The 14,841-nt window shown below is 74.7% G+C and carries 13 protein-coding genes; 7 read left to right on the plus strand and 6 right to left on the minus strand.

What is annotated here, in order from left to right; genetic code table 11:
• Positions 1–224: 224 nt before the first annotated feature.
• Positions 225–1,586 carry an aminotransferase-like domain-containing protein gene (locus OHA86_RS32975; protein WP_329181265.1) on the minus strand — a complete coding sequence of 454 codons (1,362 nt, stop codon included), beginning with the start codon at positions 1,584–1,586 and terminating at the stop codon, positions 225–227.
• Between the two features lie 133 nt (positions 1,587–1,719).
• On the opposite strand from OHA86_RS32975, the gene OHA86_RS32980 reads away from it, so the two are divergent.
• From OHA86_RS32980 to OHA86_RS33000, 5 genes are all read left to right on the plus strand, one after another.
• A complete protein-coding gene (locus OHA86_RS32980) occupies positions 1,720–2,541 on the plus strand; it encodes an alpha/beta fold hydrolase (protein ID WP_329182646.1) in 822 nt (273 codons plus the stop codon).
• Between the two features lie 52 nt (positions 2,542–2,593).
• Positions 2,594–3,370, plus strand: a complete 777-nt coding sequence (locus OHA86_RS32985; RefSeq protein ID WP_329181267.1) for a molybdopterin-dependent oxidoreductase — start codon at positions 2,594–2,596, stop codon at positions 3,368–3,370.
• The gene (locus OHA86_RS32990) at positions 3,354–4,004 is read left to right on the plus strand and encodes a cytochrome b/b6 domain-containing protein (protein ID WP_329181269.1); all 651 of its coding nucleotides are present in this window, start codon (positions 3,354–3,356) and stop codon (positions 4,002–4,004) included. The genes OHA86_RS32985 and OHA86_RS32990 overlap by 17 nt, the downstream gene beginning before the upstream one ends.
• 120 nt (positions 4,005–4,124) lie before the next feature.
• On the plus strand, positions 4,125–5,531 hold the full coding sequence (locus OHA86_RS32995) for a hypothetical protein (protein ID WP_329181270.1): 1,407 nt from the start codon (positions 4,125–4,127) through the stop codon (positions 5,529–5,531).
• 138 nt (positions 5,532–5,669) lie between these two features.
• Positions 5,670–6,056 (plus strand): hypothetical protein, encoded by a 387-nt coding sequence (locus OHA86_RS33000; RefSeq protein WP_329181272.1) that lies wholly within the window; start codon positions 5,670–5,672, stop codon positions 6,054–6,056.
• Between the two features lie 298 nt (positions 6,057–6,354).
• Here OHA86_RS33000 and OHA86_RS33005 read toward each other — a convergent pair whose 3' ends face one another.
• Positions 6,355–7,182, minus strand: coding sequence for a DeoR/GlpR family DNA-binding transcription regulator (locus tag OHA86_RS33005; protein WP_329181274.1), 828 nt, complete (start codon positions 7,180–7,182; stop codon positions 6,355–6,357).
• Positions 7,183–8,369: 1,187 nt separating this feature from the next.
• On the opposite strand from OHA86_RS33005, the gene OHA86_RS33010 reads away from it, so the two are divergent.
• Positions 8,370–8,798 carry a hypothetical protein gene (locus OHA86_RS33010; protein WP_329181276.1) on the plus strand — a complete coding sequence of 143 codons (429 nt, stop codon included), beginning with the start codon at positions 8,370–8,372 and terminating at the stop codon, positions 8,796–8,798.
• Here OHA86_RS33010 and OHA86_RS33015 read toward each other — a convergent pair.
• From OHA86_RS33015 to OHA86_RS33030, 4 genes are all read right to left on the minus strand, one after another.
• Entirely contained in the window at positions 8,768–11,173 is a 2,406-nt protein-coding gene (locus OHA86_RS33015; protein ID WP_329181278.1) for a right-handed parallel beta-helix repeat-containing protein, read from the minus strand. The genes OHA86_RS33010 and OHA86_RS33015 overlap by 31 nt on opposite strands.
• Before the next feature lie 126 nt (positions 11,174–11,299).
• Positions 11,300–11,935, minus strand: a complete 636-nt coding sequence (locus OHA86_RS33020) for an Rv1733c family protein (RefSeq protein ID WP_329181281.1) — start codon at positions 11,933–11,935, stop codon at positions 11,300–11,302.
• 100 nt (positions 11,936–12,035) lie between these two features.
• On the minus strand, positions 12,036–12,863 hold the full coding sequence (locus tag OHA86_RS33025) for an MOSC domain-containing protein (RefSeq protein WP_329181282.1): 828 nt from the start codon (positions 12,861–12,863) through the stop codon (positions 12,036–12,038).
• A gap of 30 nt (positions 12,864–12,893) precedes the next feature.
• Positions 12,894–13,445 (minus strand): DUF6643 family protein, encoded by a 552-nt coding sequence (locus OHA86_RS33030; RefSeq protein WP_329181284.1) that lies wholly within the window; start codon positions 13,443–13,445, stop codon positions 12,894–12,896.
• Positions 13,446–13,669: 224 nt separating this feature from the next.
• Here OHA86_RS33030 and OHA86_RS33035 point away from each other — a divergent pair, with 224 nt between their 5' ends.
• A complete protein-coding gene (locus tag OHA86_RS33035) occupies positions 13,670–14,692 on the plus strand; it encodes a Tellurium resistance (protein WP_329181285.1) in 1,023 nt (340 codons plus the stop codon).
• Positions 14,693–14,841: the final 149 nt, after the last annotated feature.

Consider the following 14,841-nt stretch of genomic DNA (forward strand, 5'->3'; position numbering starts at 1 on the left):
CCCGCGTACGCGAGGGTCCGGCCGTTCGCCGCTCCGATGGGGACACCTGAGCGAAATGCGTAGAGTGACTGCTACAGCACTCCGTGATGCGATATCAGCGTCACCCGATGTGAGGAATCCCGCAACTCGTCGCATACGGGGGCTCCGACCGGCCCTTTCGCCCCTCCGGCCGGGGTGAACCGGAATGCCGGGAGGCCGTCCGCACGCGCCGGCCGCCGGGGTGTTCACTCCGGTGCCGAATCGTCGGGACCGGTGCGGGCCAGGGCCGCCAGTGTGGTCAGCGCCTTGTGCAGCACCGGCGGCGGGGGAGAGGCGAGGCCCAGGCGTACCGCGGCGGGCGTGCGGTGCGGACCCACCACGAAGGACGCTGCCGGGGTGACCGCGATGCCGTGCCGGGCGGCGGCGGCCACGAAGGTGTCGGCGCGCCAGAGGGCGGGCAGCTCCCACCAGCAGAAGTACGATCCCGGGTCGGATCTCGTCGCGAGGCCGGCCAGGGCGTGCGCCGCGATGCGCTGCCGGTCGCGCGCGTCGGCCCGTTTGGCCGCGGCGATCGTCGTGGCGGTGCCGTCGGTCAGCCAACCCGTCACCGCCGCAAGGGCGTAGCCGGCGCTCGCCCAGCCGCCGGAGCGCAGGGCGGCCGTCACGGGGGCGGTCAGGTCCGGCGGGGCGACGGCGAAGCCCGCGGTCAGGCCCGGCGCGAGCCGCTTGGACGCGCTGTCCACCAGGATCACCCGCTCGGGCGCGTATGCCGCGAGCGGTGGCGGCGCGTCCTCGCGCAGGAAGGACCAGATGGCGTCCTCGACCGCGCTGAGCCCGGTCTCCCGCAGGGCCGCGGCCAGTTCGGCCCGGCGCGGGCCCGGCATGGTGACGCCCAGCGGATTGTGCAGCGTCGGCTGGACGTAGACCCCGCCCAGCGGCGCCGCCCGGTGCGCGGCGAGCAGCGCACCGGGCAGCATGCCTTCCTGGTCGCACTCCAGCGGCACGAGCGTGATGCCGAGCCGGGCCGCGACAGCCTTGACCACCGGATACGTCAACGCCTCGACGCCCACCCGGCCGCCGGGCCGTACCAGCGCGGCGAGGGCGGCGGCGACAGCCTGCCTGCCGTTGCCGGCGAAGAGCACGCCGTCCGGGTCCGGCGCCCAGCCCGGCGCTGCGAGCAGCCCCGCGACCGCGGCACGCGCCGCGGGAGTGCCCGCGGCGGCGGACGGGCGCAGCGCGGCGGCCAGCACATCGGGCCTGGCCAGCCGGGCGAGTCCGGCGGCCAGCAGCTCCGACTGGCCCGCCGTGACCGGGTAGTTCAGCTCCAGGTCCACCCGCGCCGACGCCGGCTCGGCGAGCGCCGGGTCCGGCGCGGGCGCGGCGGCCCGCACGAAAGTGCCGCGCCCGACCTCGCCGGTCACCAGGCCGCGGCGGGCGAGTTCGGCGTACACCCGGCTCGCGGTCGACTCGGCGATCCCGTGCCGGCGCGCGAAGGCCCGCTGCGTCGGCAGCCGGTCACCGGGACGCAGCCGGCCCGCGGCGATCTGCGCCGCCACCACGTCGGCCGCCCGCCGGAAGTCCCGCACCATGTCCGCGCCCTTCGCCATGTCCCGCGCCAGCATATTGCACCGAAATCAAATGCGGTTATTGCCCTCGCCAATGCCCCGCGCCTAGCCTCGGAGTATTGGCCGGAAGAGGGGAAACCAGCAGGTGAGCAGCGCTTTCATCAACGGCATCACCATGACCTACGACGACACGGGCAGCGGCGGCGACGCCGGCCGCGGCAAGGGCGAGGCGCTGCTGCTGGTGCACGGGCACCCCTTCGACCGCACCATGTGGCGCCCGCAGCAGGACGCGGCGCCGGGCCACCGGGCGATCGCACCCGACCTGCGCGGCTACGGCGGCAGCCAGGTCGTCGCGGGTCTGACCCCGCTCAGCACCTTCGCCCGCGACCTCGCGGGGCTGCTCGATCACCTGGGAGTGCGGCGGGCCGTCCTGTGCGGGCTGTCGATGGGCGGCCAGATCGTGCTGGAATTCCACCGGCTCTTCCCCGGCCGGGTCGCCGGGCTCGTCCTCGCCGACACCTTCGCGCAGGGCGAGACCGAGCGCGGCAGGAAGGAACGCAACGCGCGCGCCGACCAGTTGCTGCGGGACGGCATGTCCGGCTACGCCCACGAGGTGCTGGACTCCATGGTGTCGCCCGCGACCGTCGCGGACCTGCCGGAGGTGGCCGCGCATGTGCTCGGCATGATGCTCGCCGCCCCGCCCGAGGGCGCCGCCGCCGCACTGCGCGGCCGGGCGGAACGCCCCGACTACACCGCGACGCTGCCGACCGTCGCGGTGCCCGCGCTGGTCGTGGTCGGCAGGGACGACGTCTTCACGCCCGTCGCGGACGCCGAACACCTGCACCGGCACATCCCGGGCGCGCGGCTGGCCGTCATCGAGGGCGCCGGCCACCTGCCCAACCTGGAGCGCCCCGCCGCCTTCAACGACGCGCTGGCCGGCCTGCTCGCCGCCGTACGGCAGCACGCGCCCGGCGCCGAGGATATGACGGAATTCTGACGTCCCGCGGCCGGCCCTGGCCAGACGGCGGCCGGCGTGCTCGAATCGACCCATGGACGACCGCACGCCGTCGGTGAAGGCACCGGAGAGACCCCCGAACCCCGCCCCGGGACCCTCGGAGGAGGGCCGCGGCACCCCGGTCGGGCGGCGGGTCGTCCTGGGCATGCTCGGTCTCGGCGCGGCGGGCGTCGGCGTCGGCGGCGCCGTCCAGGGCAAACTCGACTCCGTCCTGGCGTCGGTCAGCGCCAAGGACCCCACCGGGGTGACAGGACTGCTGCCCGGCGGCGGCGGTTTCCGCTTCTACTCGGTGTCCAACTCCATCCCGCACCGCGGCGAGAGCGACTACCGGCTCACCGTCGGCGGCCTCGTCGACAGGCCCGGCGGCTACGGGCTCGCCGACCTGCGCGCCCTGCCGCAGACCCGGCTGGTGCGCGATGTGCAGTGCGTCACCGGCTGGCGGGTGCCCAAGACCGCCTTCTCCGGGGTGCGGCTGTCCACCCTGCTGGACGCGGCAGGGGTGCGCGAGGGCGGCACCGCGATCCGCTTCACCTGCTTCGACGGCGTCTACTCCGAGAGCCTGACCCTCGAACAGGCCCGCCGCGCCGACATCCTGGTGGCGCTCACCATGAACGACAAGCCGGTCACCGCCGCCCACGGCGGGCCGGTCCGGCTCTATGCGGCGCCCATGTACTTCTACAAGTCCGCGAAATGGCTGTCCGGCATCACCGTGACCAAGAAGGTGCAGCCCGGCTACTGGGAGCACTACGGCTACGACGTGGACGCCTGGGTCGGCAAGTCGAACGGCCGCGGTGATGACCCCACTTCGTGACACCCGGGTGATGACCGGGCTGCGCCGCTTCACCCGCGCCGAGACCTGGGTGCACCGCTCGGTGAACTGGCTGATGGGCATCTGCGTCCTCACCGGCGGCTGCCTGTACTTCCCGCCGCTCGCCGAGATCGTCGGCCGCCGCAGGACGGTCGTCACGCTGCACGAATACTCCGGGATCGCCGTCCCGGTGCCGGTGCTGCTCGGCCTGGTCTCCCGCGCCTTCCGCCGCGACCTCGGACGGCTGGGCCGCTTCTTCCCGCACGACTGGCGGTGGCTGCGGACCGCCCTGCGCCGGGGCAGGCGGGAGCCGAGCCTGGCGGGGAAGTTCAACGCGGGCCAGAAGCTCTACGCCGCTTTCGCCACCGGCGCCCTGCTGATCATGGCGGGCACCGGGGTGCTCATGTGGTTCCCGAAGCTCGCGCCGCTGATCTGGCGCACCGGGGCGACCTTCGTGCACGACTGGCTGGCGCTGGCCTTCGGCGCGGTGATCGCCGGGCACGTGTGGTTCGCCACCAAGGACCCCGAGGCGCGGCGCGGACTGCGCACGGGGTACGTACCGCGCTGGTGGGCGCGCGAGGAGCACCCGCTGTGGCAGCCGGAACCACCGCGGGAGCCGCCCGCCGAACGGCCCTGACGCGGCGTCAGTCGTCCTGTCCGACTTCGATCGGCTTCGCGGCAGTTCTGTTACGGTCAGGACACCCGGCGGTCGTCCCGGGGTCACCGGGGTTTCGCGGGCCGCACCTAGCGTCGCCGTATGACGATGTCTCAGACGGCCCCGCCCGCGCGGGAGGTCACGGCAGGGGAGGCGCCCGCCGTCGCCCCCGCGCCCAGGCCCGAGACGTACCGGCCGCCCCGCCGCGTACAGCCGGCGCGCGGCGGACCGCGGCGGCTCGGCGTCCGCACCGTGGCGGCCCTGCTGGTGCTCGGCGCGCTGTGCGCGGTCGCCGTCGCGGGCGCGATCACCGTACGGGACAGCGCCGGACGGCTCGGCACCACCGTCGCCCAGCGCGCCGCCGTGGCCGCGCAGCTGCGCTTCGCGCTCGCCGACCTCGACGCCCAGCGCGCCGACACCCTCGCGCCGGGCCGCTCCGCCACCGACGCGGACGTCATCGTCGGCAACCAGCTCAACGCCCTGATCACCGCGCAGCAGCGGCGTGCCCAGGTCAGCGGCCTGCTCCGGCAGCTCGGTGCGGACCCGGGCCAGGGCGCGCGGGTGCGGGCGCTGCTCGACGGCCTCGGCCGTTACGACGACCTCGGCGGTCGCGCGGCCTACGTCGCGGAGCAGGACCCCGACCCGGTCGCCGGCCACCCGCCGCGTTTCGCCGTCGCCATGAACGTCCAGGCCGGTGACGTCATGCACGACGAGCTGCTGCCCGCCGCCGACGCCCTGTCCGCGGCCTACCAGCGGCAGGCCGACGAGCAGCGGACCGGCGCCCATGGCGCGGCCGTCCGCTGGGGCCTGGCGCTCGGCGCGCTGGGCCTGGCCGCGGTCGCGGTGCTGGCGTGGTGGCAGTGGGAGCTGGCACGGGACTACCGCAGGCGGTTCAATCCGGCGCTGCTGGCCGCGACCGCCGCCGCGCTGGCCGTCACCCTCGCCGGGGGACTCGCGCTGGCCGCCACCGCCGACGCGGTCAACGCCGCGAGCGGGCAGGGACTGCGGCCCTGGACCAGGCTCGCCGAGGCCCGCGCCGTCGCCGCGCAGGCGGCGGCCGCCGAGAGCCGCTGGTTCGTGCACGAGCCGGCTTTCGGCGCCGCCGACCAGCGGCAGTTCGACACCCTCACCCGGCGGCTGGACACCCTGCTGTCCCCCGACGGCTACGCCACCGCCGCCGAGCGCCCCGCCTACCAGGACGTGCTCGCCCGCTACGGCCACTTCCGCGCCGACGACGACAAGCTGCGCGCGCTGAAGCGGGCGGGGAACACCGAGCAGGCGGCCGCGGTCCTCACCGAGGTCGGCCGCGGCGACGTGGCCTTCGACTTCTGGGACTTCGCGACGACCCTGGACAGCCTGGCGGGGCAGCAGCTGAACGACTTCACGGCGCACGCCGACGACGCCCGCGCCGCGCTCGACGGCTGGCCCGCGGTGCCCGCCGGGGCGCTCGGCCTGGCCGCGGTGCTGGTCGTGCTCGGCGTACGTCCGCGGCTCGCCGAATACCGCTGACGCCGTCCTGGCCGGGACCGTACTTGTCACGTGCGGGGCACGGCAGGTAGAAGTGGCGGGGACGTATCGATGCGCCGGTGGGGGACCGCGAGCAGCTCGCCGCCCCGGCCTTGCCTGGACGAGACGAGAGCGCCGACAGTGACCACCGAACCCTCACCCGCGGCCGAGGAGCCGTCGCTGCCCGACGACGTCTGGGAGCTCTTCGCCAACGACTCGGAACGCGCGATACGCCTCAGCGCCCCCAAGGAGCCCTCCGCCCGGGCCAGGATCGTCGCCCGCCGCCTGCGCGAGGAGGACGAGCGTGCCGCCGAGGCGGAACCGCGCCGCTGGGGCCGGCGCCGCCAGGAGCGGCCGCACACCCCCTCGCAGGCCGCCACCGCCTGGCGCCCCGACAACCGCCCGCCCAGGCAGCCGCTGTCGCCCTCGGTACGCCGCCTGCGCGCGCTGCTCGGCATCATGCTGGTGGCCGCGGTGGTCCTCGTCGTCCTGTCCCCGGGCCGCGCCTGGTCCTGGTTCAGCGGCTGACGACGCCCTGACCGCTGCGGGCGCTCGGGCGTCAGCCCGCTGGGTTGTTTGTCGGTCTTTCTGCTCGCGTCCTTCGCGGGCGGCCTCGTGCCTCGGGTGGCCGGTGTGGGGGCTCGTGTGTCAGCCCGCTGGGTTGTTTGTCGGTCTTTCTGCTCGCGTCCTTCGCGGGCGGCCTCGTGCCTCGGGTGGCCGGTGTGGGGGCTCGTGTGTCAGCCCGCTGGGTTGTTTGTCGGTCTTTCTGCTCGCGTCCTTCGCGGGCGGCCTCGTGCCTCGGCCGACCGCTGCGGGCGCTCGGGCGTCAGCCCTCTGTGGGCTCGCCTGCCACGATCAGTTCCGACAAGTGCTCGGCGATCTCCGCCCGCAGCACCTCGGGGATGCCCGCGTCCGTCACCAGGGTGTCGACGTCCTCCAGGGCGGCGAAGGAGCTCAGGCCGACCGTGCCCCACTTGGTGTGGTCCGCGATCACCACCACCCGGCGGGCCGAGCGGACGAAGTGCCGGTTGGTCTCGGCCTCCGCCAGATTCGGCGTGGAAAGGCCCGCCTCCACCGAGATGCCGTGCACGCCGAGGAACAGCAGGTCGAAGTGCAGCGCCTGGATCGCCCGGTCGGCCACCGGGCCGACCAGCGTCTCCGAGGGGGTGCGCACACCGCCGGTGATCACCACGGTGGCCGTCGCCTCCGCGTGGTTCGCACCGGGCCGCCGCTGGCCCGACTGGAAGACGTCCGCGACCCGCACCGAGTTGGTGACCACGGTCAGGTCCGGTACGTCCAACAGGTGGTGCGCCAGCGCGTACGCCGTCGTACCGCCGGCCAGGGCGATCGCGCTGCCCGGCGCCACCAGTGTGGCGGCGGCCGTCGCGATGGCCTCCTTGGCGCCCAGTTCGAGCCCCGACTTCGCCTCGAAGCCCGGCTCGTGGCTGCTGGCCTCGACCACCGGCACCGCACCGCCGTGCACCTTCTCGACCACGCCCTGCCGGGCCAGTGCGTCCAGGTCGCGGCGCACCGTCATGTCCGAGACATTGAGCCTGCGGGTCAGCTCGTTGACCCGCACTCCGCCGCGTCGCCGCACCTCGTCAAGGATCAGTGCACGGCGCTGCTCCGCGAGGAGGTTCTGGTTGTCGCTCACCCGTGACCTCGTTCTGTCCGTCTCGTTGTGTGCGATGCCGTCTGCCGGCGCGCTGCGGTCATCCTTCCACGCACCGCGCCCTCCGGTGTATGCCGGGCCACGGGTCGGAACACCTTGGCGGCGGTGAACCGCGCCCGCGCGGCCCGATCGCGGGCCGCCCGGCACCGCGGACGGCCGACCGCCGCCCGGGTCGGGCGGCACATCCGGGACGGAAGGGGCACAGGAGGCAGCCGTGAGGGCCGGGACGGACTCGACGCGGCAAGCCAGCCGCGGCTCGCCCTGGAGCTTCTGGTCCACGGTGTCGGCGGCACCACCCCCGAGCGGATGCTCGACGACCCCCGCACGGTGTGCCTCGCGGGCGACGCCACGGCGGGCGTCCACCGCCGCGCCTGCGACGCGGACGCCGAGGAGCACCCGGGGCAGCGCCGCGAGGAGCCGGTGCCCGAGGCCTACTGCTGGGCCAACCTCACCTCGGGCAACGGCAGCCGGGCACTGTGGCTGCTGCTGCTCCCGTTCATGATCGCGAACCTGGCGCACTGGATGCGCCCGCCCTCGCACCGGCTGCGGCTGGCCCGCGGCTACGGGACGGCCGTCCGGCTGCTCGCCCTCACCCTCACCGTGCTGCTGGTCGCCGCGGCCGGCGAGGTGGCGCTGCGCGGGCAGCGGGAGGTGCAGCCGCGGTGCCTCCTGGCTCGGCTTCGCGGCGGCCGGGCGCGGCGGCTGGTGGAGCGAACCGGGCCGCAGGCTCGCCCTGGCCGCCCTCTTCCCCGCCGCACTGACCGCGCTGCTGTGGTGGCTGTCGCACCGCACCTGGTCCGCGTACGAGTCGCAGCGCCCGGCCCCCGGCCCCGCACCGGCCCCCGGCGCCCCGCCGCTGGCCCAGCCGGGCTTCTGGTACGGCCGCCGCTCGGTCGCCCGGCTGCGCACCGCCCACACCGCGGCGGGGCTGCTCACGGTGGCCGCGGCCGTCACCTTCCCCGCGCTGCGCCAGGACCGCGGCGCCGCCGCACCGCCGCTCCAGGCACTCGGCTGGGCACTGGCCGCCTCGATCGCCGCCCTGGCCGCGACGGCCGTCACGGCCACCTGCCGGGCCGCCCGCAGCGAGGCGGGGCCCGACGAGGCCACCGACCACGGCGTCCGCGCGCACGGGCGGGCGGATCATCCTGTCGGGCCACTCGCAGGGCGGCGTGCTGGCCGCCGCCGCGGTCTGGCAGCTCGACCCCGCCGCCAGGGGCCGGGTCGCCCTGCTCACCTACGGCTGCCCGCTGGCCCGGCTGTACGGCCGCTGGTTCCCCGCGTACTTCGGCCCCGGGCCGCTGCGCGGACTGCACCGTGACATGCACGCCTGGCGCAATCTGTGGCGCCGCACCGACCCGATCGGCGGCCCGGTCCTGCTCGCGGGTCCTGAAGGCCCGGTGGACCGCGGCCCGCTGCTCGACCCGGTCGCGTACGGCCGCAGCGCCCGCCACCCGCTGCCGGAGCCCGTACGCGGCCACTCCGGCTTCCAGGCGGACCCGGCCTTCGCACGGGAGCGGGCCGCGCTGCTCGCCCGGCTGGCGGGGGCGGAGGGCAGGGCGCTGCCGGCTCAGGGCAGTTCCGGCAGGTCCTCCGGGTAGAGCAGCTGCAATTCGTCGTGCGTCGGCTCCGCGACATGGGCCAGGCGCACCGCGTGCCGCTCGACCATCGCCTCGAAGGTCTGCCGTGCCGCCCTGCCGTTGCCGAAGGCCGGTCCCTTGGGGAGTGCGGTGAAATACTTGAGCAGCGCCTCACCCGCGTCCTCGCCGAGCCGGTACTCGTGCTCGGCGGCCTGCGACTGCACGATGCTCAGCAGCTCGTCCGCGGTGTAGTCGCCGAAGGTGATGGTTCGGGAGAAGCGGGACGCCACACCGGGGTTGGACGCCAGGAAGCGCTCCATCTCCGCCGTGTAGCCGGCCACGATCACCACCACCGCGTCCCGGTGGTCCTCCATCAGCTTTACCAGGGTGTCGATGGCCTCCCGGCCGAAGTCCCGCCCCGCGTCCTCCGGTGCCAGCGCGTAGGCCTCGTCGATGAACAGCACTCCGCCGCGGGCCCGGTCGAAGGCCTCCTGCGTGCGGATCGCCGTGGAGCCGATGTGCTCGCCGACCAGGTCGACCCTGGCCACCTCCACCAGGTGGCCGCGCTCCAGGACGTCGAGCGAGTGCAGGATCTCGCCGTAGAGCCGCGCCACGGTGGTCTTGCCGGTGCCGGGGGAGCCGGTGAAGACCAGGTGGCGGCGCGGGGACGGCGCCTTGAGGCCGGCCTGCTCCCGGCGGCGGCCCACCGCGATCATGTCTATCAGGGTGCGGACCTCGCGCTTGACGCTGTCCAGGCCGACCAGGGCGTCGAGGTCGCCCAGCACCTCGGTGCTCTCCCGCGCCGCGGGTACGGCCGCCGGCTCCGCCTCCGCGGGCCGCTGCTGCGGCACCCCGCCGAGCAGGCCGTACGACTGGGCCGCGGGCTGCCGGTCGGGCGCCGCGGGAACCGGGACCGGCGCGGGCTCGGGCGCGGCGGTGCGGTCACTGGAGCAGTCCTCGGTGACCGGGCCCGGCTCGGCGAATTCGTACCCGCCGCGGGCGCAGCGCTCGGTACGGCACCGGGTCAGGGTGGACCGGCAGCCGTCGATGATGTGGAAGCCGTAGCCCTTGCTGCCGGTCACCCGGCAGCCGGTGAAGGTGCCGCGGCCCTCGGCCGACACGTAGATGCCGGACTCGGTCGCGTTGGTGACCGTGCAGCGGTCGAGGGCCGGGTCGGCGCCCTTGGTGACGATCACGCCGGTCGCGGTGTCGTCGATGGTGACCTGGGCGAAGGTGCCGCCGCTGCCGTGGTCGCGGAACCAGGCGCCGGTCGCGGCCTCCCGGATCCGGCAGTCGTCGAGCTGGACGTTGGCGCCGTCGCTCACCGACACCGCCGTATTGCGGATCTGCGTGAAGTCGCTGTCGACGACGTCCGCGCGTGAGCCGCGGTCCAGCACGAACAGCGCGTCCGGTACGTCGTGCACGCGGCAGGCGTCCAGTATGGCGACGGCGCCGTCGCTGACCCACACCGCCGGATAGTCGCCGGTGCTGTCGTGGATCTCGCACTGGTTGGCGTCGGCCCTGGTGCCCGGGTCCCACACCGACAGGCCGTTGCGGCCGAAACGGCGGACCGTGCAGCGGGTCAGGGTGAGCACCGAGCGGGCCCGCAGATCGACCGCGTTCTCCGGGATGTCGTGGATGTCGCAGTCGGCCATCGCCAGCACCGCGTCGGTGTCGAGCGAGATGCCGTCGCCGGTGGTGCGGTGCAGCTGGCAGTCGGTCAGGCTCCCGGACGCGCGCTGCGACAGGTGCAGCCCGGTGCCGTGGATCTCGAAGATCTCGCAGCCCACCGCCTCGATCGAGCTGTGCTCACCGGTGATGGAAAGACCGGAGCCCGACGTGTGGTGCACGCGGCAGCGCTCAAGCCGGGGGCTGCCGCCGCCGCGTACCGCGACACCGCTCTGGCCGGCCGCGACCACCTCGCAGTCCTCGAACAGCCCGCCTGCCGCGTCCAGCACGCTGATGCCGAGCCCGGCCGGGTTGTCGACCGTGCAGCCGCGCACCGTGGGACGCGCGCTGTCGCGCACCTCCAGGCCGACCGCGGAACGGGTGCTGATCCGCAGTCCCGACAGCTCGGGGGCGCAGGCCTCCACCAGCAGTGCGGCGGCGGCGCCGTCCTGGCCCTCGATCAGCAGGTCGTGCACCGAGGCCGCCGCCCGTACGGTCAGCGCCACTCCGGACGCCGGGGCGATACGGACCGTGCCTGGTCCGTCCGCGCAGCGCAGGGTGACCGCCTGGTCGACCACCAGATTCTCCCGGTAGGTGCCGGCGGACACCGACAGCACGTCGCCCTCGCCCGCCGCCTCCAGGGCGGCGGCCACGGTGGCGTACTCACCTGTGCGGCGCCGCCACCGCGAACTGCTCGGGTTGGTGACCTGCACCACGCCATGTGCCATCGGGCTGCTGCCCCCACCTCTTGCTTCGGGCGACCGGGGATCAACCGTAGCGCGCGCGGCGGGTGGTCGTTGACGACAGCCCGTCAGGCGGACACCGCCGCCCGCCGCAATGGTCCGCGCCGCCCGTCAGCCGCCCGCGCCGGCCCGGCCCCAGTCCTGGCCGACCCTGGCCCACTCGCGCTCCCAGGAGTCCATTCTGCGCCGCATCAGCCGCCACATCAGGACCTGCCGGGACACCAGCAGCACCCCGCCGGCCGCGCTGCCGGTCGCCAGGCCCGCGAGCACCGCGTGTGTGGTGGCCGTGGCATTGTCCAGCGGCGGCGGTACGAGCACGCCGGTGCTGTCCGTCCACAGCAGCATCTCATTGCCGCGCCAGACCTCAAGACCCACCGGAACCTTCGCTGTGTGCAGCGAGTGGTCGGGCGCGATCCAGCGCAGCACATCGCCGCGCCGCGGGTCGGAGTCGGCGCCGGCCGCCGCTGCCGCCGCCTTCGCCGCGCCGGGCGCCGCGGTGGCGTCGGACGCCGCGGGGGACTGCACCACAGCGGCGGCCACCAGGGTGCGTTCTGTCCGCTGGGTGCGCGCCACGCGCTGCAAGGTGCGGTCGACGGACTGCCCCGCCCACCAGCCCGCCAGCGGAGCCACGCAGAACAGCAGGATGGTGACGACTCCGAGCCACGCCTCGACGACGTCGGAACGCCGGCGCAGCGGATTGCGCCGCCACCGCCACCCGCGCTTGGTGAGCCTTGTGCGACGAGCCATGGCCGACCACCCCCTCCACCCGTTCAGCTACCGCAAACGGCGCGACTCATGCGTGTGGTCTTCTATCCCGCTGGGGCCACGGGCATGCCGCATCGACGCGTTACTTCACCATCGTCAACGGATCGCCCACGCGCAGGGTTCCGGAATGCTCGGGTACCAGATTCTGTCCGAAAATCAGCCCGGATCCGATCCTGCGGTGCCGGCCCAGGGTGCGCAGCGGCTCCTTGCCGCGGGTCCCGGCGTCCTGGTCGGTGGTGGTGACCACGCAGCGCGAGCAGGCCTTGGGCACCCGGAAGGTCACCTCGCCGATCCGCACCCGGCGCCAGTCGTCCTCGGCCCAGGGCGCGGTGCCCTCGATCACCGCGTTGGGCCGGAAGCGGTTCATCGGCAGCGGACCCTCCTGCGCCCGGTCGCCCGCGGCGATCAGCGCGTTCAGGGCGTCGAGCGAGGCGGCCGTGGTGACCAGCAGCGGATAGCCGTCGGCGAGGCTGACCGTCTCACCGGGCAGCGCGTACTGCGGGTCGATCGGGCGCCGGACCGCAGGGTCGTCCAGGTGCACCAGCCGCGCCGCCATTCCCAGGAAGCCGGAGAACCAGGCGTCGGCCTCCTCGCCCGCGGACAGGACGTCGACCTTGCCGGCGAAGAGCCGCACCGTCCGCAACGGCCCCTCGGTGGGCGGCAGGACGTCCAGCGGCGGGAGCCCGGGCCCGGTCAGCCGCAGGCCGCCACCCCCCACGGGCAGTGCGGCGAGCAGCGCCAGACGCGGTTGTTCCCGCTGGGTCAGCGCGCTGTCGGCGGCGGCGTCGACCAGCATCCAGCGGCGGTCCCCCGCGAGCCCCCACGGCTCGACGACCGCCTCCTGCATGCCGACGGCGCGCAGCGACTTGACCGGGTACACGTGCAGCGCGCTGAGACGAGGCGTGGTCATGACGCCATTCTTCCAGCCCGCCGTGACGGATCAGCCCTGGTAGTAGCCCCCGCCGCCCTGGCCGAGGTTGCGCCGCGGGTACTGGTCCTCCGGGTGCCCGCCGGGCACCTGCCGCGGCGGTACGGGACGCGGCGGCACCGGCCGGGCGGCCTCGTAACCGCTGGGCGAGGGCTGCGGCGGCATGGCCGGATAGCCGTTGCCGTTGGCGTTCGGGTAGCCGTTGCCGCCGTAGCCGCCGCGCGGCGCGGCCGGCTGCGGGATGTACGGCGCGGGCGGCTGCTGGTAGCCGCCGCCCTGGTAGCCGCCCTGCGCCGCGGGCTGCGGCTGCTGGTACGACGGCGAGGACGGACCCGACGGCAGCGCGGGAAGCGCGGGCAGGGCCGGCAGGTTGCTGCCGCCGCTGTAGCCGTTGGCCAGTCCCGTGTCGTAGCCGGAGTACGGCGACGGCACGCGGATGGGTGCGATCTGCGGGGTGCCGCGCTCGGCCACGAGGCTGTCGTAGATCGGGGTGTCCGGGAAGGACGAAGACGAGGGGGAGTAGCCGCCGTAGCCGCCACCGTACGAACCGCGGGGGGTGGTCATGGGCCATAAGTTAAGCCCACGATGTGGTCGTTGGGGAGACCGATTAGAGGGTTGTTTGACGGGCGGGGAGCGACACCACGTCCCCAATATGAGCGAATCCTCGGAAACCGGTCACCAAGACATGGTGTGATCAGGTAAAAGGCGTGTGTCCGAGGGGATATCGGGGAGTCATGACGCACCGGGGGAGGGGCAACATGATGCTGCGCAGGGGGGAGAGTGTCCGGTTGCCGACCGCCGAAGTCCGGCTGGAGTTCGGCCGGCGGACCGGTCCTGACATACCGCGTGCCGATATGTGCGCGCTTCTGCTCGCCGGCGGGGCGCCGCGCGGGGTCGGCGATCTCGTCGACGCGGATGTGCCCGCGCACGGCTCGGGAGCGGTCACTCACTCCCGCGGGCGCGCCGACGGCGCCGTCGTTGACACCCTCGTCCTCGACCTGGCGTCACTCGAAAGAGCAGTGACCGCGGTGCTCGTGGTGGTACGCGCCGAGGGCGGCCCGCTCGGCCGCATCCCCGGACTGCGGCTGAGCGCGGCGGCCGAGGGCGCGCGTTCCGTGCGGCTCGACTGCGGCGGTGTCACCGGCGGGCGGATGCTGGTGGTCGGCGAGTGCTACCGGGAGGAGGACGGCGACGGGTGGCGGCTGCGGGCCGTCGTCCTCGCCGCGCCTGTTCTCCCGGCCGAACCGCGGCCCGCGCCGCCGTCCTCCGTGCTGCTGCCGTCCGACGGTATGTGCGCCGGGCCCGGGCTGCTGCGGATCGCCTTCGGCGCGCAGGGGGGTACGGCCGCGGGCGTCGACCTGTGCGCGCTGTTCGAACTGGCCGACGGTCGCAAGGGGGTGGTCCAGCCGCTGGGCGGCGCCGCCGGTGCGTTGCGGCTGCCGCCGTACGTGCGGCTGGACGTGGACCGGGGCGGGGCCGGCGGGGCCGAGCTGAGCGTCAACCTCGACCACGCGGTGCGGTTCCGGCGGGTCCTGGTCTACCTCGCGCTGCGCGGCGCCGGGCGCAGCTTCGCCGATGTGCGCGGCACGGTCACGGTGCGGCCCGACCACGGGCCGCCGCAGGACTTCGCCCTCGGCCCCGGCGGCCCCGACTCCACGGCCTGCGCGCTGCTTCTGCTCACCCCGGAGGGGGACGCGCTGCGGGTGCGGCGGGAGGTCCGCCATCTCGCCGTCCGGCGGGGGGTGAGTCCACAGCGGATTGTCGACTACGCGTATGGCTGGGGTCTGGTGTGGACCCCGGCCGAGGTCTGAGCTGTTGCCCCAGCGGGGGCGGGCGGGTCTTGCGGTCCCCCGCGTATCCGCTGGCGCGGGGCTGAGGGGTTCCCGTCGCGGCGGGGGGCGCCCTTCCCCGGGGCACGGGGGTGGTGCGGCTTCCCTTGCGGCAAGGGGGTGCCTTCTCA

Origin of the sequence: Streptomyces sp. NBC_01477, assembly GCF_036227245.1 — a bacterium.
Classification (GTDB): Bacteria; Actinomycetota; Actinomycetes; order Streptomycetales; family Streptomycetaceae; genus Actinacidiphila.